General features: G+C 65.2%; 28 protein-coding genes. 11 read left to right on the top strand and 17 right to left on the bottom strand.

Going from position 1 to position 23,728, the window contains the following annotated elements; genetic code table 11:
• Nucleotides 1-49: 49 nt before the first annotated feature.
• Nucleotides 50-430, bottom strand: a complete 381-nt coding sequence (locus BLV27_RS04990) for a VOC family protein (protein ID WP_092643350.1) — start codon at nt 428-430, stop codon at nt 50-52.
• A gap of 457 nt (nt 431-887) precedes the next feature.
• Here BLV27_RS04990 and BLV27_RS04985 point away from each other — a divergent pair, with 457 nt between their 5' ends.
• The 4 genes from BLV27_RS04985 to BLV27_RS04970 all read left to right on the top strand — a co-directional run bounded on the left by BLV27_RS04985 (nt 888) and on the right by BLV27_RS04970 (nt 3,953).
• A complete protein-coding gene (locus BLV27_RS04985) occupies nt 888-2,207 on the top strand; it encodes a DEAD/DEAH box helicase (protein ID WP_092643347.1) in 1,320 nt (439 codons plus the stop codon).
• Nucleotides 2,208-2,329: 122 nt separating this feature from the next.
• Nucleotides 2,330-2,671: a hypothetical protein gene (locus BLV27_RS04980; protein ID WP_244504544.1), complete on the top strand. Its 342-nt coding sequence runs from the start codon at nt 2,330-2,332 to the stop codon at nt 2,669-2,671.
• Nucleotides 2,664-3,173 carry a hypothetical protein gene (locus BLV27_RS04975; RefSeq protein ID WP_139176553.1) on the top strand — a complete coding sequence of 170 codons (510 nt, stop codon included), beginning with the start codon at nt 2,664-2,666 and terminating at the stop codon, nt 3,171-3,173. The genes BLV27_RS04980 and BLV27_RS04975 overlap by 8 nt, the downstream gene beginning before the upstream one ends.
• A gap of 99 nt (nt 3,174-3,272) precedes the next feature.
• Nucleotides 3,273-3,953: an NAD-dependent deacylase gene (locus tag BLV27_RS04970; protein WP_092643341.1), complete on the top strand. Its 681-nt coding sequence runs from the start codon at nt 3,273-3,275 to the stop codon at nt 3,951-3,953.
• On the opposite strand, the gene BLV27_RS04965 is transcribed toward BLV27_RS04970, so the two are convergent.
• From BLV27_RS04965 to meaB, 3 genes are all read right to left on the bottom strand, one after another.
• Nucleotides 3,950-4,678 carry an aspartate/glutamate racemase family protein gene (locus BLV27_RS04965; RefSeq protein ID WP_092643846.1) on the bottom strand — a complete coding sequence of 243 codons (729 nt, stop codon included), beginning with the start codon at nt 4,676-4,678 and terminating at the stop codon, nt 3,950-3,952. The two genes, BLV27_RS04970 and BLV27_RS04965, sit on opposite strands and share 4 nt — an antisense overlap.
• Nucleotides 4,679-4,801: 123 nt before the next feature.
• The gene (gene rpmB, locus BLV27_RS04960; protein WP_092643338.1) at nt 4,802-5,104 is read right to left on the bottom strand and encodes a 50S ribosomal protein L28; all 303 of its coding nucleotides are present in this window, start codon (nt 5,102-5,104) and stop codon (nt 4,802-4,804) included.
• Nucleotides 5,105-5,195: 91 nt separating this feature from the next.
• A complete protein-coding gene (gene meaB / locus BLV27_RS04955) occupies nt 5,196-6,176 on the bottom strand; it encodes a methylmalonyl Co-A mutase-associated GTPase MeaB (RefSeq protein ID WP_092643845.1) in 981 nt (326 codons plus the stop codon).
• Between the two features lie 101 nt (nt 6,177-6,277).
• Here meaB and BLV27_RS04950 point away from each other — a divergent pair, with 101 nt between their 5' ends.
• Nucleotides 6,278-6,997, top strand: a complete 720-nt coding sequence (locus tag BLV27_RS04950) for a DUF3108 domain-containing protein (RefSeq protein WP_092643335.1) — start codon at nt 6,278-6,280, stop codon at nt 6,995-6,997.
• Nucleotides 6,994-9,336 (top strand): ATP-dependent helicase HrpB, encoded by a 2,343-nt coding sequence (gene hrpB / locus BLV27_RS04945; protein WP_092643333.1) that lies wholly within the window; start codon nt 6,994-6,996, stop codon nt 9,334-9,336. The genes BLV27_RS04950 and hrpB overlap by 4 nt, the downstream gene beginning before the upstream one ends.
• A gap of 43 nt (nt 9,337-9,379) precedes the next feature.
• On the opposite strand, the gene BLV27_RS04940 is transcribed toward hrpB, so the two are convergent.
• The 6 genes from BLV27_RS04940 to BLV27_RS04915 all read right to left on the bottom strand — a co-directional run bounded on the left by BLV27_RS04940 (nt 9,380) and on the right by BLV27_RS04915 (nt 12,900).
• Nucleotides 9,380-10,183 carry an alpha/beta hydrolase gene (locus tag BLV27_RS04940; protein ID WP_244504543.1) on the bottom strand — a complete coding sequence of 268 codons (804 nt, stop codon included), beginning with the start codon at nt 10,181-10,183 and terminating at the stop codon, nt 9,380-9,382.
• Between the two features lie 118 nt (nt 10,184-10,301).
• Nucleotides 10,302-10,856: a F0F1 ATP synthase subunit B gene (locus BLV27_RS04935; RefSeq protein WP_092643330.1), complete on the bottom strand. Its 555-nt coding sequence runs from the start codon at nt 10,854-10,856 to the stop codon at nt 10,302-10,304.
• Nucleotides 10,857-10,859: 3 nt separating this feature from the next.
• Nucleotides 10,860-11,414, bottom strand: a complete 555-nt coding sequence (locus BLV27_RS04930) for a F0F1 ATP synthase subunit B' (RefSeq protein ID WP_092643327.1) — start codon at nt 11,412-11,414, stop codon at nt 10,860-10,862.
• Between the two features lie 80 nt (nt 11,415-11,494).
• Entirely contained in the window at nt 11,495-11,734 is a 240-nt protein-coding gene (locus BLV27_RS04925; protein WP_092643324.1) for a F0F1 ATP synthase subunit C, read from the bottom strand.
• Between the two features lie 61 nt (nt 11,735-11,795).
• Entirely contained in the window at nt 11,796-12,551 is a 756-nt protein-coding gene (locus BLV27_RS04920; protein WP_092643321.1) for a F0F1 ATP synthase subunit A, read from the bottom strand.
• The gene (locus BLV27_RS04915) at nt 12,544-12,900 is read right to left on the bottom strand and encodes an AtpZ/AtpI family protein (RefSeq protein WP_092643317.1); all 357 of its coding nucleotides are present in this window, start codon (nt 12,898-12,900) and stop codon (nt 12,544-12,546) included. The genes BLV27_RS04920 and BLV27_RS04915 overlap by 8 nt, the downstream gene beginning before the upstream one ends.
• 192 nt (nt 12,901-13,092) lie before the next feature.
• On the opposite strand from BLV27_RS04915, the gene BLV27_RS04910 reads away from it, so the two are divergent.
• Nucleotides 13,093-13,410: an ArsR/SmtB family transcription factor gene (locus BLV27_RS04910; protein ID WP_092643314.1), complete on the top strand. Its 318-nt coding sequence runs from the start codon at nt 13,093-13,095 to the stop codon at nt 13,408-13,410.
• A 9-nt stretch (nt 13,411-13,419) separates the two neighbouring features.
• Here BLV27_RS04910 and BLV27_RS04905 read toward each other — a convergent pair whose 3' ends face one another.
• The 4 genes from BLV27_RS04905 to BLV27_RS04890 all read right to left on the bottom strand — a co-directional run bounded on the left by BLV27_RS04905 (nt 13,420) and on the right by BLV27_RS04890 (nt 16,047).
• On the bottom strand, nt 13,420-14,106 hold the full coding sequence (locus BLV27_RS04905; RefSeq protein WP_092643312.1) for an SDR family oxidoreductase: 687 nt from the start codon (nt 14,104-14,106) through the stop codon (nt 13,420-13,422).
• 75 nt (nt 14,107-14,181) lie between these two features.
• Nucleotides 14,182-14,457, bottom strand: coding sequence for a hypothetical protein (locus BLV27_RS04900; protein ID WP_092643309.1), 276 nt, complete (start codon nt 14,455-14,457; stop codon nt 14,182-14,184).
• A 312-nt stretch (nt 14,458-14,769) separates the two neighbouring features.
• Entirely contained in the window at nt 14,770-15,540 is a 771-nt protein-coding gene (locus BLV27_RS04895) for an EcsC family protein (RefSeq protein WP_092643306.1), read from the bottom strand.
• A gap of 36 nt (nt 15,541-15,576) precedes the next feature.
• Nucleotides 15,577-16,047: a GNAT family N-acetyltransferase gene (locus tag BLV27_RS04890; RefSeq protein ID WP_092643302.1), complete on the bottom strand. Its 471-nt coding sequence runs from the start codon at nt 16,045-16,047 to the stop codon at nt 15,577-15,579.
• Nucleotides 16,048-16,383: 336 nt separating this feature from the next.
• Here BLV27_RS04890 and BLV27_RS04885 point away from each other — a divergent pair, with 336 nt between their 5' ends.
• Complete coding sequence (locus BLV27_RS04885; RefSeq protein WP_092643299.1) at nt 16,384-16,986, top strand: flavin reductase family protein; 603 nt, start codon at nt 16,384-16,386, stop codon at nt 16,984-16,986.
• A 185-nt stretch (nt 16,987-17,171) separates the two neighbouring features.
• Here the strand turns inward: BLV27_RS04885 and BLV27_RS04880 are convergent, their stop codons facing one another.
• Nucleotides 17,172-18,782: a SulP family inorganic anion transporter gene (locus tag BLV27_RS04880; protein WP_425283642.1), complete on the bottom strand. Its 1,611-nt coding sequence runs from the start codon at nt 18,780-18,782 to the stop codon at nt 17,172-17,174.
• Between the two features lie 445 nt (nt 18,783-19,227).
• Between BLV27_RS04880 and BLV27_RS04875 the strand changes: the two genes are divergently transcribed.
• Genes BLV27_RS04875 through BLV27_RS04865 form a run of 3 tightly spaced genes read left to right on the top strand, consistent with a single transcriptional unit; the run spans nt 19,228 to nt 21,344 of the window.
• On the top strand, nt 19,228-20,085 hold the full coding sequence (locus BLV27_RS04875; protein ID WP_092643296.1) for an S-methyl-5'-thioadenosine phosphorylase: 858 nt from the start codon (nt 19,228-19,230) through the stop codon (nt 20,083-20,085).
• Between the two features lie 2 nt (nt 20,086-20,087).
• Nucleotides 20,088-20,804: a DUF2927 domain-containing protein gene (locus tag BLV27_RS04870; protein ID WP_170831354.1), complete on the top strand. Its 717-nt coding sequence runs from the start codon at nt 20,088-20,090 to the stop codon at nt 20,802-20,804.
• A 3-nt stretch (nt 20,805-20,807) separates the two neighbouring features.
• Nucleotides 20,808-21,344: an adenine phosphoribosyltransferase gene (locus BLV27_RS04865; RefSeq protein ID WP_092643289.1), complete on the top strand. Its 537-nt coding sequence runs from the start codon at nt 20,808-20,810 to the stop codon at nt 21,342-21,344.
• A gap of 152 nt (nt 21,345-21,496) precedes the next feature.
• Here BLV27_RS04865 and BLV27_RS04860 read toward each other — a convergent pair whose 3' ends face one another.
• On the bottom strand, nt 21,497-22,921 hold the full coding sequence (locus tag BLV27_RS04860; protein WP_425283641.1) for an FAD-binding oxidoreductase: 1,425 nt from the start codon (nt 22,919-22,921) through the stop codon (nt 21,497-21,499).
• A complete protein-coding gene (locus BLV27_RS04855; protein ID WP_092643841.1) occupies nt 22,921-23,724 on the bottom strand; it encodes an MBL fold metallo-hydrolase in 804 nt (267 codons plus the stop codon). The genes BLV27_RS04860 and BLV27_RS04855 overlap by 1 nt, the downstream gene beginning before the upstream one ends.
• Between the last annotated feature and the right edge of the window lie 4 nt (nt 23,725-23,728).

The following is a 23,728-nucleotide window of genomic DNA, read 5'->3' as shown; positions in this document are numbered from 1 at the left end:
GCACTCCTGCGGCAAACGGATCGGGAGGGCCTGCCTGCAACAGGCGCGGTCATTCGTCCAGCCGGAAATCGACGTGGATATGTGTGCCATCCGGATCGCGAACATTGAAGGCGGTCGTGCCGGTTTGCGCGTTATCGCTGCGGCTGTGGTGTTCGCCTGCGGCTGTCAGGCGCGCCTGAAACGCTTCAGCCCCAGACGCGGTGAATGCAAAATGTTCCAGTTTCAAAAGGGATTCGCCGCCGATGCCATCCTCTTTTCCGACGTCGACAAGATGTACGACCGCCGTGTCGCCCGCATAAAGCCACGCCCCGGGGGTCAAGGACGCGGGGCGCGGGCCGACGGTCAGACCCAGAATGTCGGTGTACCACGCGATCATGCGGGCCATCTGCCTTGTGCGCAGGTTGACGTGGTCTAGGCGGTGGATTTGCATGGCGCGTTCCTCGTATTGTTGCACCCTTTTAGACCGGGCGCACCTTTCCCGGAATGGGAAACAGGCCGATGGGTGTCAGGCAGCTTGCGACGCCCACATTGGGCGTTTGGTGGTGCAAAGTCATTCCCGCGGGTCTGCCCGGACACTTCCCACGCGATTTCGGCGCAGGCATCGGGGCAACCGCACGCGGCGGCATAGGGCAATGCAACGTTTCCGGCGCATGACAGGACAGTGCGCTTGACACATCGCGCGCCCTGCCCCATTTGGACGGCAACCCCGCCCCTCGGGCCGCGTGAGCCGATTGTCCCGTTCTGGACAATGTCAGCGACGGGCGGGTTTGCTTCCCCAAGGATCACGCCAGGGTAGCGCGGAACGACCCCGTCGGGGCGTCCGTGACCCCCCACCGCGCGCCATGCGGCGTGCCAGCCTGCGTCCACCGGGACGCAAAGGAATTTACATGGATTTTGACATGCTGGGGCTGAAGCCCCGCCTCATCGAGGCCCTGACCGAAATGGGCATCAAGGACCCGACCCCCATCCAGAAGCAGGCGATCCCGCCCGCGCTGGACGGTCGCGACGTGATGGGCCTGGCCCAGACCGGCACAGGCAAGACGGCCGCCTTCGGCCTGCCACTGGTTCAGCACCTGCTGGAGGGCGATGTACGCCCCAAGCCGCGCTGTGCCCGCGCCCTGATCCTGGCCCCCACGCGCGAGCTTGTGGCCCAGATCACCGAGAGTCTGGCCGGATACATCAAGGGCAGCCACCTGAAGGTCGCGCGCGTCGTGGGCGGGGTTGGCATCAACCCGCAGATCAAGCGGTTGGAGCGGGGCGTGGACCTGTTGGTGGCCACGCCGGGGCGCCTGATCGACCTGATGGACCGCGGGGCCGTGAACCTGTCCGAGAGCCATTTCCTGGTGCTGGACGAGGCCGACCAGATGCTGGACATGGGCTTCATCCGCGCCCTCAAGCAGATCGAGCCGAAGTTGCCGAGGGATCGCCAGACGCTGCTGTTCTCGGCAACTATGCCCAAGGACATGGAAAGCCTGGCCGCAACTTACCTGGACAAGCCTGTCCGCGTGCAGGTCGCCACGTCCGGCCAGACCGCCGACAAGATCGAGCAGTCGATCCACTTCATCGCCAAGGCTGAAAAGCCAGGCCTGATTCTGGACCTGCTCAAGGCACATCCGGGTGAGGCGGCGCTGGTCTTCGCGCGCACCAAGCACGGCTCGGATCGCCTGGCCAAACAGCTGACCAACGCCGGTGTGAATGCCGTCGCGATTCACGGCAACCGCAGCCAGGGTCAGCGGACTCGCGCGCTGGAGGCCTTCACCAACGGTGAGGCACCGGTTCTGGTGGCCACGGACGTGGCCGCACGCGGCCTCGACATCCCGGTGGTCAAGCACGTCTACAACTACGAACTACCGAATGTCCCCGAAACCTATGTCCACCGCATCGGCCGGACGGCCCGCGCCGGACGTGAGGGTGCCGCGATCACGTTGTGCGCACCCGACGAGATGGGTGAGCTCAAGGACATCGAAAAGATCATCAAGACGCAGATCCCGGTCGCAACCGGGTCACGTTGGACCGCATCGCAGGAAGAGGCCAAGCCCAAGCAGCAGCGCGGTGGCGGCGGCCGTCGCAGTGGCGGCGGCGGTGGCCAGCGTGCAGGCGGTGGCGGCGGCGGTCAGCGGCGCGGCAACGCCGGCGGCGGTGGCAAGCCCGGCGGCGCGAAGCCCGGTGGTGGCCAGCGCCGGCGCACTCGCCAGAGCGCGGGATAAAATCCGCCTGTTCCGCGCCCCTGTGGCACAGGATCGCACCGTGGCCCGCGCCTGACCGATTGTCAGGCCGGGCCGCCTCTGGCATCCTGTGCGAAAACATAGGACCGGAGGCCGAGCAGCCCATGAATCCGACCAAGATCACTTTTGCCCTGAGCCTTGTCGCTCTGGTGTCAGCCTGCGGCGGGCGCTTGGACGCGCCATCGACCGGTCGCGCGTTTGCGACTGGGCCCATTCATACCGCCTGCCTGCAATCCGACCGTAGGGCCTCGTCAAACAGCCTGTGTGGCTGTGTGCAGGCCACCGCGAATTCAACGCTGAACCGAGGCGAGCAGTCCCGCGCGGTCGCCTTTTTCCGCCAACCGCACCTGGCGCAGGTCACGCGACAGTCGGACCGCGCCGGGGACGAGCGGTTCTGGCGGCGTTACAAGGAATTCGTCGCAACCGCGGAGCGCAATTGTGCGTAACGTGCTTATCGCACTAGCCGTGATGGCAACGCCGGCCAAAGCCGAGACATTGCGCTTCTTCCCGCCCGAAGGCTTTACCGGCGTGCACACCAGCGACACCGGCACCGTCAAGTTGACCGAATACGTTCATGAGGGAGAGGCGCTGGACGGCTGGACCAACGCGATCACCGTGGCCGAAGTACGGGGCACCGGACTGGGCGCGGTCGACTACGTTGCCCGCCTGTCGGCCGACCTTGCAACCGGGTGTAGCCAGGCCTTCGACATGGACCCCGATATCTTCGATGCGGGGGGGCGCACCTCGACACTGTCGCTCCACGCCTGCCCGAACATGGACATGAGTGGTCGGCCGGAAGTCGACCTGCTCCGCGTGATCGAAGGTCATGACGGCACGTTGTTCGCCATTCAGCGCAGTTGGGTCATCAGTCCGCCGGGCGAAGAGTTGACCGAATGGACGGACTGGATCCGTGCGCTGCAGGTCTGCGATCAGGACGGATGCAGCTAGCGCCAAGATCGACCATCCGGGCAAGTGATCGCCGGTAGAACCACAAGACTCCGGGGCGGGCGCGGAGGATCCACATCGCCGACAGAGGAGTGCATTGCCATGAACCCTGTTGTTATCTTGTCAGGCGCGGGTCTGAGTGCGGAATCCGGGCTGGGAACGTTTCGCGACGTTGACGGGTTGTGGACGCGCTTCGACCTCGCGGAGGTCGCGACGCCAGAAGGGTTCGCGCGCGATCCGGCGCTTGTGCATGATTTCTATAACGCGAGACGGGCGAACATGGCCCAAGCGAGGCCTAATGCCGCGCATGTGGCGCTGGCACGCCTGTCGAAAATGCCCGGAGTGACGTTGGTCACGCAAAACGTAGACAACCTGTTGGAGCGTGCCGGAGCGCAGGGCGTGGTCCACATGCACGGGCAGTTGTCGCGTGCGCTGTGCCACAGCTGCGGCGCACGATGGGATGCGCCGGCAGTCATGGATTCGGAGGCCCCCTGCCCCGCCTGCCGCACAACGGCAATACGCCCCGACGTCGTCTGGTTCGGTGAGATCCCATATCACATGGACCGGATCGAGAAGGCGCTGGCGCAGGCGGACTTGTTCGTCAGCATAGGAACATCAGGCACTGTCTATCCTGCGGCGGGGTTCGTGGACCTTGCGCGGCGCGGGGGGGCGCGGACGCTGGAATTGAACCTGGTTGCCTCGGGCGGGGCATTCGACGCGGTCCGGGAAGGCCCGGCGACCAAGGTAGTGCCAGACTGGGTGGCAGAGATGATGGCCGGCTAGACGTCCAATGCCGCCGCCACCGCCGCTTCGCAATGCAGTTCGGCCGTGTTGAACATCGGCAGGTCAGGCGCGTCTTTAGGGCGCAGCAACAGGAATATCTCGGTACAGCCGAGGACGAGGCCCTGAGCCCCTTCCTCCCGCACGAGGCGGTCGGCGATCGAAAGATAGGTCTGGCGGGAGGTTTCCCGAATGTCGGATTTGACCAGCTCATCGAAAATAATGCGGTCGATCTCTGCCCGTTCGGCCTCGGACGGAATGACGACTTCAAGACCATGAACGTCGCGATATCGATCGCGCAAATACTTCGTTTCCATCACCGGACGCGTCCCGAACAGGGCAACGCGGGTCAGACCCTGCGCACCGATTGCTTCTCCGGTCGGATCGGCGATGTGGATGAGCGGGATATCATGCTGCGCGCAGATCGGCTCCAACGGCGCATGCAGGGTGTTCGAAACGCAGATGAGCACGTCTGCCCCGGCCGCGACCAGCGCCGCAACCTTCGCATCCATGTATGCGGCCAGCGCATCCCAATTGCCCGCACGAACAAACGCTTCGATGTTGCCGAAATTCATGCCCGAGATCAGCGTCTCGGCAATGTCCCAGCCGCCAAGGCGATCGTTCACGGCAGCGTTCAGGAACTTGTAGTACTCACCGGTGGCCACGTTGGACGCCCCGCCGAGGATTCCGATGGTCTTCTGGTGTAAGGGACGCGCGACATCGGACATAATAATTTCCAGGTCTGGGCTGTCACCGTGCCAGACGAGACCGGGACGGTGCAAGACTTTGACAGACAAGAAAAAGGCCCCTCGTGGGGGCCAATTCCTTTACTGTTTCGCGGCTTGGAACGATCAGGCCTCGAGGGCGGCTGCCGTTTCCGAAGACTTGGCGATGCTCTTTTTGATCTTCAGGGCGCGGTCCGAAAGGTTCACGTCCTTCTCCTTGGCCAGGAAGGCGTCCAGACCACCGCGATGGTCGACGGTGCGCAGTGCGGCGGCCGAAATACGCAGCTTGAAGCTGCGGCCCAGGGCCTCGGACTGAAGGGTGACGTCATTCAGGTTGGGAAGGAACCGGCGACGCGTCTTGTTGTTCGCGTGGCTGACGTTGTTGCCCGACATCGGGCCTTTTCCGGTGAGTTCGCAGACGCGCGACATGGCGGGACCTCAGGTTGAAGGGTTGTAAAACAGGTGCAGGGCCGAAAACGGCCCCGCGGTCGCGGCTGGATAGTCCCGCATGGGCCCGAGGTCAAGCGCCGCGCAGCGTTTCAAGCAAATCGGTGGCCGCCGCCCGCGCCGCGCGCCGCCCCGAAGCGACGTCGCGCGCCATTTCGGCCATGCGCGCACGGGTTTCAGGCGCGTCCAGCTGCGCCAGCAGGCCGGCGCGCACTTCCTCGGCGAACCAATGGGCGGCCTGTTCTGCACGGGTCCGGTCCCAATGGCCAGTTTCGCGTCGCCATGTCGCGAGGGCCTGCATCTCGTGCCAGGCCGTCTCCAGCCCCGACGATTCGAGAGCCGAGACCGCCAACGCCTTGGGAAAACCGTCGGGGTCGTTGGGCCGTTTGCGCAGAAGGCGCAGCGCCCCGGCATAGTCGGCAACGGTGCGCGTGGCGGTGGACTTCAGGTCACCGTCGGCCTTGTTCACCAGGATCAGGTCAGCGATTTCCATGATGCCGCGCTTGACGCCCTGCAGTTCGTCGCCCCCCGCCGGGGCCAGCAGGAGCACGAAAAGGTCCGAAATCTGCGCGACCAGCGTTTCGGACTGCCCCACCCCCACCGTCTCGATCAGGACGACGTCGAACCCGGCCGCCTCGCACAGCGCCACCGCCTCCCGCGTACGACGCGCGACGCCGCCCAGGTGGCTGGCGGCGGGGGACGGGCGGATGAACGCGTCGGGATCGCGGCTGAGCTGCTCCATCCGGGTCTTGTCGCCCAGGATCGATCCGCCCGTGCGCGCGCTGCTGGGGTCCACGGCCAGGACGGCGACGCGCTTGCCCTGTCCAGTCAGCATCAGGCCGAAGGCTTCGATGAACGTCGACTTGCCCACGCCGGGCGTGCCCGACAGGCCGATGCGAAGGGCCTCGCCGGTTTCCCCACGCAGACTGTCCAGAAGGGCTGCGGCGCGCTCCCGGTGATCGGGGCGCGTGCTTTCGACAAGCGTGATCGCACGGGCCAGCGCCCGGCGGTCGCCAGCCAGGACGGGGTCATGCAGTGGGTCGCGTATGTCCATCATCCGGGGATGCCCGCGCGGGGCCGCCAATGCAAGATGCCGGCCACGTGACGGCGGACAGCGGGCACGCTAGATAAACAGCTGACCCCAAGGAGGCCCCGATGCCGTTCCGCCTGTTTGCCGCTGCTTTCACTATCCTGACCGCCTTGCCCGCGTTCGCCCAATCCACGCTGGACGCAAAGTTCGACGTGTCGTTCCGGGGCATCGTCGGCGGGCAGATCGCCATCAGCGCGAACGAGAAGGGCGGTGCCTATGTCGTCTCGGCCCAGGGGCGACCGACGGGGGTGATCGGTGCCATCGTGGAATACCAATACGACGGAACGGCGCGAGGGATCGTGCGCGGCGGTCGCCATGCCGTGACAACCTATGAGGAACAGGAGTTGGACAGCGGCGAACTGACCGGGGCCAAGATGCGATTTCGCAACGGGCGGCCGACGGGGGTCACCTTCGATCCGCCGCGCGCGCCCGAACCTCACGATATTGACCCGACAGCGCAGTCCGGCGTTATCGACACGCTGAGCGCGCTCTACCTGATGGTGCGGGCAACGGCCCCGGACCGGGCCTGCAACCAGCGTTATGACCTGTTCGACGGGCGTCACGTGTCGCGCCTGACGCTGGGGGCGGCACAGGTGGGCGACGACGGAACGATCAGTTGTGCGGCAGAATATCTCCGCCTGCGCGGCTATACACCGGAGGAGATGACCAAACGGTCCCGCGTGCCGATGACCGTGATCTACGGTCCTGCTGATTTTGGCCGGGTGCAGGTGACGGAAATCCGTGCAACGTCGCGACTGGGCGACGCGGTCCTGCGCCGCCGATGACCCCTCTGCCGATTGACGACGCCCTGCCCGATGTTCTGGCGGCGGTGCGCGACCGGGGCCTCTGCGTGCTTCAGGCTCCGCCCGGGGCGGGCAAGACAACCCGCGTGCCGCTGGCGCTGCTGCCGGTGGTGACGGGCAGGATCATCATGCTGGAACCACGCCGCCTTGCCACCCGTGCTGCCGCCGTCCGCATGGCCGAAACATTGGGCGAGGCGGTCGGTCAGACCGTCGGCTACCGAATGCGCGGCGCATCCGAAGTGTCGAAGTCCACACGGATCGAGGTCGTAACCGAGGGCATCCTGACCCGCATGATACAGGCCAACCCCGAACTGCCGGGCGTGGGCGCGGTGATCTTCGACGAATTTCACGAACGGTCCCTGAATGCGGACCTAGGGTTAGCCCTGACTTGGGAGGCGCGTCAGGCATTGCGCCCGGACCTGGCCGTGCTGGTAATGTCGGCCACCCTGGACGCGGGGCCCGTGGCAGAGATGCTGGACGCGCCCGTGGTCACGTCGGAAGGGCGCAGCTTTGCCGTCGAACGCCGCTGGCGCGACCGCCCGCCCCCCGACGGCCAACGCCTGGAGGCGCAGGTCGCCGCCTTGGTGGTGGAAGCGCTGGAGGTAGTCGAGGGCGACGTGCTGGCCTTCCTGCCCGGCGAAGGCGAGATCCGGCGCTGTGCGGGGCTGCTGCAGGGCGTGACGGCGGACGTGCGCCCCCTCTACGGAGCCCTGCCCTTTGCCGAGCAACAGGCCGCCATCCACCCCGGCCAACGACGCAAGGTGGTACTCGCCACGTCGATCGCCGAAACCTCGCTTACAATCGAAGGCGTCCGTGCGGTGGTCGATGGGGGCCGCGCGCGCCGCGCCCGGTTTGACCCGGCCAGCGGAATGTCCCGGCTGGTCACCGAACGCGTAACACGGGCGGAAGCCACGCAGCGGGCGGGCCGCGCCGGTCGCGTGGCCGAAGGGATGGCCTTCGCCAATTGGACCCGCGGGGAGGAGGGGGCAATGCGCGCCTTCCCCGACCCGGAGATCGCGGCGGCGGACCTTGCCGCGCTGGCCTTGGAACTCGCGGTCTGGGGCTCGGACGATCTCGCTTTCCTGACGCCCCCGCCCGAAGGCGCATTGGCCGAAGCGCGCGCCTTGCTGACCGAGCTTGGCGCATTGGAGAATGGGCGGATCACCGATCACGGACGGGCGCTGGCGCGTCTGCCGCTGCATCCGCGCCTTGGACACATGGTCCTGCGCGGCGGGCGTGGCGCGGCCATGCTGGCCGGCATTCTATCAGCACGAATGCCGCCGGGATCAGTGGATCTGGGCGAGGTTCTGCGGCGTCCCTCGGCCGAGGCACGGGCCGAGGCCAAGCGGCTCCGCCGCTTCGAAGATGGGCCCGACCTGTCGGACGCGCAGCGGCTTGCACTGGCCTATCCCGATCGCGTGGGTCTGCGCCGGTCGGGCGACGCCGCGCGATGGCTGCTGTCGGGGGGGAAGGGCGCGAAGATGGACAAGGGTAGCGCGCTGGCGAGCACGCGCCTGATCGTCGCGTGCGATCTTGACGGGGACCCGACCGAGGCGCGCGTACGCCGCGCCCTGCCTATTTCCGAGGACGAGTTGCGAGAGGTGCTGGACGACCGGATTGCCTGGGTCGACGGCTGCCACTGGTCCGTGCGCCATCGCCGGGTCGAGGCCCGGCGGCAGGAGCGGCTTGGCGCTATCGCGCTGGACGACCGCGTCTGGACCGACGCGCCGCCGGACGCGGTTGCAGCGGCGGTTCTGGACGGGGTGCGGTCGCTGGGGCTGGGGTGTCTGGGGTGGTCGAAACGGGCACGGCTGTACCGCGCGCGGATCGCAGCCTCGGGTGTCGCGGATGTATCAGACGACGCAATGATGGACGCGTTGGAGGGTTGGTTGCTGCCTGTTGTGGATGGGATCAAGGACGCGGAGGGGCTGGGTCGACTTGACCCGTTCGATGCCTTGCAAGGCTGGCTGGGCTGGGACGCGATGCAGAAGGTCGATGCCGCCGCACCGGCGCATTACCGTACGCCACTGGGCCGCAAGGTATCCATCGACTACGCGCCCGAAATCCCGACCATATCGCTCCGCCTGCAGGAGGTGTTGGGCGAGACGCGGCATCCGATGATCGGCACCGTGCCCCTGCGGATGGAGTTGTTGTCCCCGGCGCAGCGTCCGATCGCCATCACGCAGGACCTGCCGGGGTTTTGGGCCGGGTCCTATGCCGATGTGCGCAAGGACATGCGGGGCCAATATCCGCGCCATCCCTGGCCGGAGGACCCGACCGAGGCCGACCCGACCACGCGGGCGAAACCACGCCGCACCTGACTGCGGCCCCCTTCGGCGGGAGTATTCGGAAAACAGAGAACTGTCAGGCGAGCAGATCGGCAAGGACGTGCGAGCCGGGGTCGCGCAGCGTGTCGATGACATCAAAATGATGTGCGCCGCGAACCCGCCGGACCGGGACTGACCAGGCAGTTCCCAGGGCCTCGGCTTGCCATAGGAAGCTGGGGCGCTCGTCTGTGCCAACGTGGACGGTGATGCGCGGACCGTCGATGGGTCGGCCAAGGACTGGGCTTTCGGAAGCGGCCTCGACCGCGTCGAAGCGCAAGTCCGCGTTCATGCTCTGCGGGACGATCGGCCGCAGGTCGGCCAGGGGGCTGATGGGGACGCAGGTGGCGATGCGCCCAGCGCAGGCTGGGGCCGCGTCGGGCATGACTGCCCGCGCGGCAAGGTGACCGCCCGCGCTGTGACCGGTCAGGCGGATCGGACCCGGGATGCGCGCGGAGGCAGCGTCGATGGCACTGGATACAAAGCGAGTAATCTCGGATATCCGCACACTTGGAGCGAGCGGATAGCCCACGATGGCGACAGCGTGCTTGTGTGCCAGCGCCCCCTCGGCGAAGTGAGACCAGTCGGACTTGCCAAAGCGGTACCAGTAGCCGCCATGAACGAAGACGACGAGGCCCTGCGGTGCACCGTCAGGGTAAAAAAGATCCAGCGCGGCCCCCGGCGTATCCGCGTAGGCGACATCGAGGTCCGCATGTGTACACGCCCGGAACGCGGCGGCTTCGGCGGCCCAACGTGGTGGGAACTCCATCGCGCCGTCGATATACGCGGCATTGGCGTAGGCGTCGTCCAGCGCCGCTTGGTCCATGTCCTGCCAGCCGATCATCGCGCGCTCCTTCTCCCTGTGGCCCGAATTGCGCCGGATGCGGGCAGGCTCAAGCCTGGACCGACATGATAAAGGGCACCCGCCGGGGTGCCCTTCAATCTGTAACTCGAGAAGCGGGTCAGTGCAGCTTTGCTGCAACCTGATCGATCGAACTGTCGATCATGGCGTTCGCCTCGGTCGCGGTCAGCTGCTTTGCAACCACCTCGCCCGCTGCAGCAATAGCCACGGTGATGGCGCTGTCACGCACTTCTCGGATGGCGGCGTTCTGCGCGCTTTCAATCTGGTCTTCAGCGGCCGCCATACGGCGAGCAACAGAGGTTTCCAGATCGGCCCTGGCCTGCTTGGCGGCGGCGGTCGCCTCGGACTTGGCGGCGGCGACAATCTCGTCTGCCTTGGCCTGCGCTTCACGGGTCTTGCGCTCGTAGGAGGCGAGGAGGGCCTGAGCCTCTTCGCGCAGGGCCTTTGCCTCGTCGAGGTCTTTCTGGATGCCCTCGGCACGGGCGTCGAGGTGACCGATCAGAAGCGTCGGCACCTTGAAGTAGAACAAGATACCGATGAACACGAGGAAGCCGAGCGTCACGACGAAATCGGTGTTCGACAGGCTGAAAAACGGGCCGGACGCGGCGAACGCGGGCGTCGCCGTCAGCGCGGCCAGGGGCAGGATCATACGCATGGTTCAGTTCCCCTTCACACGGGCATCGACGGCGGCGGCCACGGTGTCGGCGTCGGCCTTGCCACCAAGCGCTTTTACGACTTCTGCTGCCACGTCGCGCGCGACTTCGGCAACGCTGGCCGCGGCACCGTCGCGGATCTCAGCGATTTGCGCCTCGCTCTCGGCGGATCTGGCGGAAATCTTCTCGTCCGCCTGGGCGATGGCGGCATCAAGGTCCGCCTTGATCGAGGCGCGCGCTTCGTCCGCGATCCGCTGGGCCTCCGAGCGGGCATCGGCCAACGCTTGCTCGTAAGCGGCTTCGGCTTCGACAGCCTGACGCTTCAGATCTTCGGCACTCGCAAGGTCATTTGAAATCGTCCCCGACCGTTCGGCCAGCACGGCGCTGAGGCGCGGCAGGGCGATCCGGGTCAGGATCAGGTAGATCACGACAAGGGCGACGAGCAGCCAGAAAATCTGGTTGCCGAACCAGGAATCGCACAACTGCGGCATGCCGATGGCGTTGCCGATGCTGTTGACGCATTCGCCAGCGAGATCTTGTTGATATGGTTCGGTGGCCATTATTCCGTCCCGTCAGGTCGTTTCGTTCCCGGCGGGCGACCCGAAAGCCCCCCGCCAGTCGTAAGGATGATATCGCTGTCTTAGACGGCGAACATCAGCAGCAGCGCGACGAGGAAGGCGAAAATGCCCAGAGCCTCGGCGAAGGCGATGCCGATGAAGAGCGTGGCGGTCTGCGCGTTGGCAGCCGAGGGGTTGCGCAGGGCACCGGCCAGGAAGTTACCTGCGACGTTACCCACGCCGATGGCGGCCATGCCCGAACCGATGGCGGCAAGGCCCGCACCAGCGAATTGACCCAGGGCGGAAGCGGCTTCGAGTTCCATGTGTTATCTCCTTACGATGGAAGCTTAGCGATAGGTGAGGCGAGCCGGCTGGCCCACCGCGTTAGTGATGCGGATGCAGCGCGTCCTTGAGGTAGACGCACGTCAGAATGGTAAACACGTAGGCCTGAATGAAGGCGACCAGCACCTCCAGCCCGTAGATCGCGGTAATCGCAAGGACCGACACCGGCGCGATGGCCGTGATGGCGGCAAAGCCCGCGAAGACCTTCAGAACCGCGTGGCCGGCCATGATGTTGCCCGCAAGACGAATGGAATGGCTTACCGGGCGAACGAAGTATGAAATGATCTCGATCACGGCCAGGACCGGGCGAAGCGCCAGCGGGGCCGAGCTCACCCAGAAGAGGCCGAGGAACGACGGGCCGTTCTTAACGAACCCGAGGATCGTGACGGCAAAGAACACACCAAAACCCAGAACGGCGGTCACGCCGATATGGCTGGTGGTGGAAAAGGATGTCGGGATCAGCGCAAGGAAGTTGGCAAAGAGGATGAACAGGAAGACCGTGAAGATATACGGAAAATAACGCACGGCATCCTTGCCGGTCACATCCTCGACCATCTTGTAGACGAAACCGTAGGCCAGTTCGGCCACCGATTGTCCGCGTCCCGGCACGATGGCCCGACCGCGCGTTCCGAAGATGAACAATCCGACCACACACAGAACGGCCAGCGCCATCCACAACGTCAAGTTCGTGATCGTGTACCACTGCACCGGCTCGCCGTATTCGCCGAGCAACGGCTTGATCATGAACTGGTCCATCGGGTGGAAGCTCAGGCCGCCTTCGGATGCTGATTCAGCCATCTTTGTCCCCATCGTTCGGCGCGCCCGCGCCCGGTTCGTTCAACGCGGCAGCCGGATCAAGCTGCCCCTGCATTTCTTTCGCGGAGCTGATCATCGTCTTCACACCGGCCGCAAAGCCCAGAAGTACGAACACAACCATCAGCCAAGGTGTCGTCCCCAGCAGAAAGTCTAGTCCGTAACCGATCCCGAACCCGATCCCCAAGCCCGCAACCAATTCGATGACCATCCGCCAGGCAAGTTGCGCCTGAGAATGGTGCTCCTCCATGTGATGCTTGTCCGGCTTTGGCCGCTTTGCCGCCAGCTTCGCCTCAAGGGCTGCAAGACGATCAGCGTCGGAATTGTCGGACATGGGGCACCCCCGGAAGTCGTTGGCGGTTTACGGCTCGCCGCCACTCGAGTCAACGGCACCAAATTATCATCAGATTCAATATGATATGGTGCACCATTTGGTCCCCGCGACGTACTGCCACGCCATTCGGACATTCAACGCAAAGGTTGAACGTCGTTGACGGATGGTGCGGGCCGGTGCATCGCAGGGGGCATGTCCGACGCCCTCTCCTCCGTTTTCGCTGCCTTGGCCGATCCCACTCGCCGCGCAATCTTGGCGATGCTGCTGGAGGACGACATGGCCGTCACCGACGTCGCGGCCCCCTTTCCTGTCTCCTTGGCTGCCGTGAGCAAGCATCTTGGCGTGCTGGCCCGCGCCGGCCTGATCCAGCAGGAGAGGCGCGGGCGCGTCGTCTGGTGCAAATTGGACCCCGACGCGATGCGCGGAGCAAGCGCCTGGATGCAAGGGTTTGGGCAATTCGACGACCTCGACCTCGACGCGTTGGAGGCGCTGCTGGGCGACCCCACCTGACCTGTCGGTTCAGCCCGCGTTCCGGTTGGGCATGAGGTGGATTTCCCGCACATCCGCCCGGCCCGGCGCGCTCAGTGCATGCATCACCGCATCGGCCACGTCCGACGGATGCAGGCGAGTCGGGTCAGCCTCGTCGAAGAATTCCGTATCAACCATTCCGGGCGAGATGACAGTGCAGCGCCCGCCCCATTCGGTCATCTCTTCCGCCAGGTTGCCGGCGAATCCGTGTACAAACCATTTGGTCGCGCCATAGATGGAGCCCTTGATGTGTCTGCGCCCGGCTGCGGACCCCGTGACGACGTAATGCCCCTTGGTCCTGCGCAGATGGGGCAGCGCGGCATGCGCAGTATAGAGCACGCCCATCACGTTGGCATGGATCATCTCGTGCCATTCCTCGGGGTTTCCGTTCTGGGTGCCCGCCGTCTGGACACCCGTACCGGCATTGGCGAACACCGCGTCGATGCCGCCGAATTTGTCCGCCAGAGCATCCAGAGCTGCGGCCTGCACATCGCGATCGGCGACGTCGCCGGGAAGAACAAGCGCGGCGTGTCCCAGTTCCTTTGCCAGCTTGGTGATCTTATCTTCGGAGCGGGCGAAAAGGCCCACGTTCCAACCCGCGGCAACCGCCTGCCGGGCCGTCTGCGCCCCGATGCCCGAGGATGCGCCGGTGATGAAAAGGGTTTTGCTGTCGGCCATGGTATTTCTCCGCCCGTGTGTTGAGTCGGGGACCAACACACGGGCGCGCCATCCGGTTGCATGTCCAACGTCAGGTCAGGCCAACACCTTGCGGTACAATTCGACCAAACCCGTCGCCTTGTTGGGCCAAAGGCCCTCGGCCGCGACCTTGGCGCGTGCGTGCCGCCCCAGCCGCAGCCCCGGATCGTCGATCAGGCGGTGCCGCGCCGCGGCGATGCGCTGGGGGCTGCCGATCGTTGCGGCGGCTGCCTGGGATGGTGCATTGCCGGCGGCATGATCTAATGTCCGATGTCGTAGTCGCCGACGTGGGCGCGCCGGTGTCGCCAGATGTGACCCACGAAAATCGGCCACTCGGGCTTGGACATCGACACGACCGCCCGCCGCGCGGAATGAGGCGCGGCGAGGGCCAAGTGACCGTGCGGGCCTGCGGCAACTGATCCGATATGAGGCTGTGTTTCGGGCTCTGGAACGTGGCCACGGTCAGGTTGACCAGCGGCGACAGCGCCTTGGCCCACCGGAAGCCCACATACGCTTCCCCGTCAAATCCTCTGACAGATTAGGAGGCGATCATCAGGATGCGAAGACGGTCGGACATGGAGCAAGACCAGACTTGGGCGGCGTGCGGGCGTTTCGCCACAGGCCAAGGTGGCGGCGATACCCCCGTTACGCCAGCCGCTGCTTCAACGCGGCCGAAAGTGTCTCCATGTCCTCACCCGTCTGCGCGCCCAAGCGCATCAGGCCGAACTGCACCCGCGCCATGTCCTGGTAATAGCTGGTGTAGATGTAATTCGTCGCGGCCCCGGCGGCGGCCCCGATCAGGGGCACGGTCTGTGCGGCCAGCTTCTGCCCCATCGGGATCGCCAGACGTGGAGCCACTTTGGTGATCAGCCCGTGCACGGCACTGCCCGTGACACTCAGGCGCAACGTCAGGAAGCTGAGATCGGTGCCATCGTCATCGTCCAGCGGCCCGGCGGCGGCAAAGACGCGCAGGCAGGCGGCGCGCACCTCGGGCAGGGCCGGGTCCAGCCCATGTTCATCGGCGATTGATTGGATCGCACGCAGGATCACGGTGGTCGTTACCGGCAATTCTGCCAACGCCGACGGCAAGCCGCCAAAGCCACCCGCCGCCCCCGTGCCCACTGAAATCGCACGGCTGAGCCAGTCGGGCGCGTCGGCCACGCGGCCTTTGCGCGTAGCCTGCGCGGCATTGAAAGATTGCTCCAGCGCGGCAGCCGTCGCCTTTTCAAGCCCGGCGCGAGCGGGTGCCGGCAGCATGTCCAGCAGGTTCTCGGCCTGGGTCCCGATCAGGCCGAGCAACTGTATTCCAACGCCGGAGGCCGTTCGCATCTTGAGCGCCAGTCGATCCAGCTCCGCCTCCCGATTCAGGGGTGGGAAGATCTGGGGGTTGGCAGGGGAGCGGTGTTTCTGGGCCATCGTCAACAGATGGGAATACTCCGCGCCCAAGGCAAGTCAGGCCCCGCGCGTCACGTCCCCGGTCACTCCGTCCCAATCCCAGACACCCAGAACGCGGTCGGGGTTGGTCGGCGGTGGCATGGTCACGCCATGCAACCGGGTAAAGCCGAAACGGCCATAGTACGGCTCATCGCCCACCAGCAGCACGCGGTCCACGCCTGCGACGGCCGCGCGGTCGAGGCCCGATTGCAGCAGGAATGCCCCCAGCCCCTCCCCCTGCCGCGTCGGGTGGATTGCTATCGGGCCGAGCAGCATCGCTTGATGCTCGCCCACGCGCACGGGCCAAAAGCGGATCACGCCCGCGACCTCGCCAGCCGAGCCACGCGCCACCAGGCACAAGTCGCGCGCCGGCGGCACGCCCTCGCGCAACCGGTAAGACGACAGCGCAGTCCGTCCCGGAGCGAAACAGGTGTCGAGGAGCGCTTCCACTTCCCAAGCGTCGTCTTCGGTTTCGCGGTGCAATTCCATGCGGGTCTTGTTGCCCGAACGGCGCGGAGTGGCCAGCCTCCGAAGCAGGATTTTCGCCGCCCCGCTCGCCCGGGCATCCTAACTCAAAGCGTGACAGAAGATTGGCCGGCACAGCCTTGGAGCAAGCAATCTGTAGCGCGCCCGGCACCTGCGGGCGTTGGCCGGCACGGACACGTCATAAAGGGGAGCCCGTGACCGGGTGTGGAGGCGGCGCGGCCCAGAGCCGGCGCAAGTGCGGGGGCGAAATTCGCATAGCTCTTGCGAACACACAGGTTTTGGGGCTTTCGCCCATTCGCGGCGCGCCCTAGTCTGTCGCAGACACCTGAGAGGACCCCAATGTTCTACCGCCCCGAGGATGGCCACGGCCTGCCGCACAACCCGTTCAACGCCATCGTCTCGCCCAGACCCATCGGCTGGATCAGCACGCGAAGCACGCTGGGCGACAACCTTGCCCCCTATTCATTCTTCAATGCGGTCGCCTATGTACCGCCGCAGGTCATGTTCGCCTCAACCTCGGCCAAGCCTGACCGCGACAACACCAAGGACAGCATGGCCCAATTGCGGGAATCGGGCGTGTTCTGCGTCAACATCGTGGAATACGCGATGCGCGACGCGATGAATGCCTCGTCCGCCGCCCTGCCCGCCGGAGAGGACGAGTTCGCCATCGCAGGTGTCGAGAAGGTGCAATGCGATACGATCGACTGCCCTCGCGTCGGCGGCGCGCCCGCGTCGCTGGAATGCAAGGTGACGCAGATCGTGACCTTGCCCGGCGCGTCCAACGTAGCCGTCTTCGGCGAGGTGACGGGCGTGCATATCCGCGACGACTGCCTGAAGGATGGCATATTCGACGTGATGTCCTTCAGCCCTTTGGCCCGGCTGGGCTACAAGGACTACACGCGCGTCGAAAGACTGTTTTCACTGGCCCGCCCCGACGAATAATCGGTGGACGTCGCGGAGCAGATCATCGTCCCTGCCTGCTGCTTCAGCCGTTGTCGTCCTCTAACGCGAGTCGAACGGCGACGGTGTCAGCCCGGTCCTTGCCGCGCAGAGCGGCTATAATCCGTCGGGACAGGTAACAGACCGATGCGTTGCACGGTGGTCAGGGTCATCCCCGGCCCCGGGGCCTAGTGACCGCCCAAGATCCCCGTCCGAACACCATAGTTCGCCGCGACCGCGTAGTCGGGGTCGTCGTCGCTGTCGACCATCAGGTGCCCGGCCTTCGTGAGGAGGCGGTGACAGTCGCGTGTAAGGTGGCGCAGCTGGATCGACTTGCCAGCGGACTGATACTTGGCGGCGACCGCTTCGATCGCCTGCAACGCCGACTGGTCGGCCACGCGGCTGTCGGCGAAGTCCACGATCACCAGCGCCGGGTCATTCTGAATATCGAACATTTCGATGAAACCGGTGGCCGAGCCGAAGAACAGCGGCCCCTGCACCGCATAGACCTTGGCCCCTTCGGGCGTGGTGTGGGCCTTGGAATAAATGCGCGTCGCGTTCTGCCATGCATAGGCCAGCGCGCTGACAATCACGCCCACGACGACCGCGATAGCAAGGTCGGTCATCACCGTCACGATGGTCACCAGGATGATGACCATCGCGTCGATCTTGGGCACGCGGAACAGAATTTTTAGCGAATTCCAGGCAAATGTCCCGATTACGACCATGAACATCACACCCACGAGTGCGGCCAGGGGGATCTGCTCGATCAGCGGCGAGGCAACCAGGATGAACAACAACAGGAACAGCGCCGCCGCCACCCCCGCGATGCGCGTCCGTCCGCCCGAATTCACGTTGATCATCGACTGGCCGATCATGGCGCAACCGCCCATGCCGCCGAAGAAACCGGTCACGGTGTTGGCCGCGCCCTGGGCGATGCATTCCTGGCTGGCTCCACCGCGCTGGCCCGTGATTTCGCCGACGAGGTTCAGGGTCAGCAGACTCTCGATCAGGCCGATTGCAGCCAGGATCAACGCATAGGGCGCGATGATCTGAAGCGTCTCCCAATTCAGCGGGACATCCGGAAGCGCGAACTGCGGCAACCCGCCCGAGATCGAAGCCAGGTCGCCCACCTTGGGGACCGGCAGGCCAAAACCGATCACCACTGCAGCCGTGATCGCAATCCCGGCCAGCGGCGCGGGGATCGCATTGGTCAGCTTGGGCACGCCCCAGATGACCGCCATCGTCAGCGCCACGAGGGCAAGCACCAGTATCAGCTGACTTGACGCCATCCAAGATCCGTCTGCCGTTTTGAAGAACCCGATCTGCGACTTGCCGATCACGATCGCCAAGCCATTAACGAAGCCCAGCATCACCGGGTGCGGCACCAGCCGGATGAACTTGCCCCAGCGCATGATGCCCACGAATATCTGAATGATCCCCATCAGGACGACCGTCAGAAAAAGGTACTGAACGCCCACGCCTTCGGGGAACTGCGCCACCAGCGACACCATCACGACCGCCAGCGCGCCCGTCGCGCCTGAAATCATGCCCGGACGCCCACCGATCAGCGCCGTCACAAGCCCCACGATAAATGCCGCATAAAGCCCCACCAGCGGGCCGACACCCGCCACGAAGGCGAAGGCCACCGCTTCCGGCACCAATGCAAGGGCCACCGTCAGGCCGGCCAACACCTCGATACGGATGCCAGCGAATGTCAGCGTCGAGGTGGGCGCGACGCGCAGGTCGGGCGCGTCGAAACGGTTGGCAAATCTTGCCAGCAGGGAGGGGCTGTTCAAGGTTCAGATCTTTCGGTCGTGTCGGGTTTTGATCGCGATAGCAGGGTTTCGCGCGGGGTTACAGCCCTTGAGGCGTGTCGGTTACCCGGATGTGGAACCGGCGCACCCTCCCAACCGCATTGGCCTCATCGCGATGCCATTACATGCCCTGTTCCGCGCCGATTTTTCCAAATCCGCCTTGATACCTATCAGGGCGCTCCAAGACGGCGAAGGAGCTTCCATCTCCGGGCTTGGATACCAGATCGTTGCCGGGTCGGCCTTGGGGTCTGCTTGACCGCCGCTGCCCGCAACAGGTCGGCGCACCAAGAGACACGCGTGCAGGTCTGGCGGCAGGGCAAGGCATCGCCCACCGCCACCACGCCAATGTGATCGAGCGAGAACGCGATTGACACCTTTTCCCCGTCCCGCCGCCTGCTAGGGTGCGCCGGCAACACAGGAGAGACGGATGCCGGTCATCGGGATCATCGGAGGCTCGGGCCTCTATGCGGTGGAAGAATTGCGGGACGCGGAATGGCGTGACGCCGACACGCCCTGGGGCAGACCGTCGGACGCGCTGCTGCACGGAACGCTGGACGGTACAAGAATGGTCTTTCTGCCGCGCCACGGGCGGGGGCATGTCCACACGCCCTCGACCGTCCCATACCGCGCGAACGTCGCGGCGATGAAGGCCGCCGGGGTGACGCACCTGGTGTCGGTCTCGGCCACCGGTAGTTTCCGCGAAGACATGGCCCCAGGTGATTTCGTCATCGTGGACCAATTCATCGACCGCACGTTTGCCCGCGACAAGACGTTCTTCGGCCCCGGCCTTGTGGCGCATGTGTCGGTCGCGCATCCGGTCTGCCCCGCCCTTTCGGCAGCCTGTTCACAAGCTGCCACGCAGGCCGGTGCCACGGTTCACGACGGCGGCACCTATCTGGCGATGGAAGGCCCGCAGTTTTCGACGCTGGCCGAATCCAGACTTTACCGCGACTGGGGCTGCGACGTGATTGGCATGACCAACATGCCCGAAGCCAAGCTGGCGCGAGAGGCGGAACTTCACTACGCTTCCGTTGCGATGGTCACCGATTACGACAGCTGGCACCCCGACCACGGCTCGGTTCAGGTCAGCGATGTCATAAGAACCCTTCAGTGCAACGTCGGGCGTGCCGCCGCAATGGTTGCCGCCCTGCCAGGTCTGGTACGGGACGCACCCTGCGCGGAGGGATGCGACCATGCCCTGAACCATGCGGTGATGACCGCGCCGGACGCGCGCGATCCCGACATGGTGGTCCGCCTGCAAACGATCGCGGGCCGCGTGCTGTGAGAATGTGGGCTGCTCTTCTGCTGCTGCCCGGAGCCACGTTCGCGCAGGAGTTCGTTGCCGTTCCCGGTCCGCTGGGCGATGACGCTTTCTACCGCGCAGTGGCCTGTGCAGCCGCCCCCGGAGAGGCGTGCCGCAAGCCGTTCCTGCATTGGTCCAACGCAAAACGCGAGGATCTGACCGTCGCCCTCATCTCGGTCAGTGCCGGACTGGAGAGCTGGCAACGTGCGCTTTACGAACGCGGGCTGGACAATGCGGTGGCACAAATCAATACGCTGGATGCAGGCGTGCGCCTGTCGCGCGCATCTGAAAATGCGGATATCGAGGTCCATGTCGTCGCCACCCCACCCGGCGAAGTCATGCAAGACACCGGCGTGCCCGATCTTGACGGCGCGCTCCTGTCGCTGGGGCGGGTCGCCTTGCGAGTCCGGAATGGCGAAATCCGCGAAGCCCTGATCGCCGTCTCGGCCCAAGCACGGCGACGGGAGATCGCCTCGGTCCTGCTGGAGGAAGTTGTTCAAGGTCTCGGCCTGATGACGGACATCCGCGGCCCTGCCTATCGCCGCAGCCTGTTCTCGGAGGACGGCAATTCCGTAACGCGCCTTAGGGGGCAGGATGCAATGGCACTCCGTCGCCATTACGCCCCCGGAACGCACAGTGACGAAACCGCCGTGCGGAGGACGACAGACAAACCAACCGGGCCAAAGGCCGAGGAAAGCTGACAGATGCAAAAGAAGACCGTTCAGGATTACATCCGCACCATTCCCGATTTTCCGCACGCGGGGATCATGTTCCGCGACGTGACCACCCTGTTCGCCGATGCGCGAGGCATGCGGCTATGCGTGGATCAGCTGCTGGCCCCCTGGGCCGGAGAGGAGATCGATGCAGTCGCCGGGCTGGAGGCGCGCGGTTTCATCCTGGGGGGCGCAGTGGCGCATCAGCTGGGCTGCGGCTTCGTGCCGATCCGAAAAAAGGGCAAGCTGCCGGGTGCGACCTATGAACAGGAATACGCGCTGGAATACGGGACCGCGGCGGTGGAGGTTCACCGAGATGCCCTGCCCGCCGGGGCCCGCGTCCTGCTGGTGGATGATCTGCTGGCCACCGGCGGCACGGCGCGCGCCGGGATAGCCTTGCTGGAGCGGTTGGGCGCGCAGGTCGTCGGCTGCGCCTTTGTCGTCGACCTGCCGGAACTTGGCGGTCGTAAGGCGCTGGAAGCGATGAACATGCAGATCCACACGCTATGCGATTTCGAAGGGGAATGAGCGTTCGAATGAACCGCCTTGGAGGCCCGGCGTAAACTTATTGGTAAGGATTTTCTGCGATTGTTCTGGAGTGGGTGTTTTACCAGACCTCACGGATCCCCCGCGCCCTGTCTTCCCTTGGCAGGGCGCGCCCTTCTTTGGGAGTACGCCTCTCAGACTGCGCACCGTAGCACCGCGCCGGGGTTCATGATTCCGGCCGGGTCCAAGCCGGCCTTTATCGCGCGCATCGCTGCCAATTTCGTCGGATCCACGTAACGCTCCAGATCGCCGACCTTGAGCCGTCCAACCCCATGTTCCGCGCTGACCGACCCACCGTATGCGTGCACAAGATCGTGGACCGCAGTCTTGATCGCTTCGCGTTCGCTATCGTGGTCGGCGCGCGCGCGACCGGGCATGGGGAAAACATTGTAGTGCAAGTTCCCGTCGCCCACGTGGCCAAAGCAATTGATGCGGAAGTCACCGATTCTTCCGATCACGCCCGGACCGTCCTTGATAAAGTCGGGGATCGACGCGGTGGGCACTGAGATGTCGTGGCTGCTGACCGACCCGATGCGACGATTGCCCTCGGGGATTGACTCTCGGACCTGCCAGAATTCGCGACGCTGCTGTTCGGATTGCGCGATCACACCGTCTGTCACGAGGCCAGCCTCGTGTGCGGTAGCAAAGAGGTCTTCCAAGGCCTGCGCCGGATCGCCCGACGCTCCGAGCCCCAGGTCGATCAGCACCGACCAATCGGGGTTTCCAAGCGGAAGGCGCACCTCGGGCATCGTCTCGGCCAGAAAGTCCATGCCGGTCTTCCCGATCAGCTCGAATGCCGAGACCCCCTCACCGATCTGCGCCCGCGCCATGTTCAAAAGCTCCAGCGCGGCCTGCGGATCGCGGATCGCCATCATTGCGGCACCCGTCTTGGCCGGGCGCGGCAACAGCTTCAGCGTCGCCGCCGTGATGATGCCCAGCGTGCCCTCGGCCCCGATCAGAAGATGGCGTAGGTCGTAGCCGGTGTTGTTCTTGCGCAGCGGCGACAGGCCGTTGAGGATGCTGCCGTCAGGCATCACCGCCTCCAACCCCAGGCAGAGGTCGCGCGCATTACCATAGCGCAGCACGTTCACGCCGCCCGCATTGGTCGACAGGATGCCGCCGATCCGGGCCGAGCCCTGCGCCGCGATGGTCAGCGGGAACAGACGGTCCACCGCCTCGGCCGCCTCCTGCACGTGCTGCAGGATCACGCCCGCCTCGACGGTCAGCGCGTTCTCGGTCGCATCGACCTTGTGGACTTTGGTCATTCGTTCCAGCGAAAGGATCACGGGCGCTGGCAAATCCGCGCTGACCTGTCCGCCGACCAGACCGGTACCGCCGCCATATGGGATCACCGCTACGCGCGCCTTTGCCGCGGCTGTCACGATCAGCGAGACTTCCTCCGTCGTCGCAGGGGCCAGCAGCAAGCCGTCGGTCCCGGCCCAGCGGCCCCGTGGTTCTTCGAGGTAACGGGCCTCCATGTCACGAAAGGTGGCGGCGGGCAGTTTGGACCGAAGGTCGTCTGCGAAGGGGCCGGTGGCGGCAGTCAGATCAGATGTCACTAAGGGTCCGTAAGATAAGAGGGGCGCAGGACGACCACGGTCGGTCGGCGCGGCAGAGTATTGAGCGAAACCTCGATGAAGCTGGTGTCGCGGCGGTCGATGTCGAAGTCTTGTGACATGCCTTCCACGAAGCGGTCCAGCGATCCCGGCCCGAACCAGTGCATCGGGATCACCACCGAGGAGCGCAGGCGCTGCAGGACCCGGATCATCGAAGATAAGTCCAGCGTCAGGCCACCATCAACCGGGGCCATCACCACGTCCAGTCGGCCAAGTGCGGCATACTGCGCTGCATCGGGTTCATGGTGCAGGTGGCCCAAGTGCCCGATGCACAGACCCTCGACTTCAAACACGAAGATGGAATTGCCGTTGACCTCGATGCCGCCCCCGGCGCGTGACCGAATGTCGGTCGAAACGGACCGGATCAGCATCTCACCCAGGTCGAGGTGATGATCAGCCGGTTCGCCCACGCGATCCGACCATCCGGGCAGGACATGCGGGATGTCCGGATCGGGCACTGGCGTCCAATGAGAAATATGCGCCCGGTTCATGGTTACCACATCCGGCAAACGGGTGGCACCGATGAACCCCGCGAAATCGGTAACGGCGCGCAGGCCGCCCTGCGTTTCCAGCATGAACATCGAGTGATCAACATAGTTCAGGCGGACGGTGTAATCCGGCAGAGGCGCGGCAAAAGCGGCCTTGTGCAGATATTCGATGCCCGGCGCGTCGGCGATGGCGATGCAGTGGCTGGGGCGGCGACCCTGGTCCTGCGCGGCGGCGAAGCCGGGCAGAAAAAGCGACATGGCA

Origin of the sequence: Jannaschia faecimaris (assembly GCF_900107415.1) — a bacterium.
GTDB classification, from domain to species: Bacteria; Pseudomonadota; Alphaproteobacteria; order Rhodobacterales; family Rhodobacteraceae; genus Jannaschia; species Jannaschia faecimaris.
The sequence above is the reverse complement of the archived record's forward strand: the minus strand, read 5'-3'. Positions and strand labels throughout refer to the sequence as shown.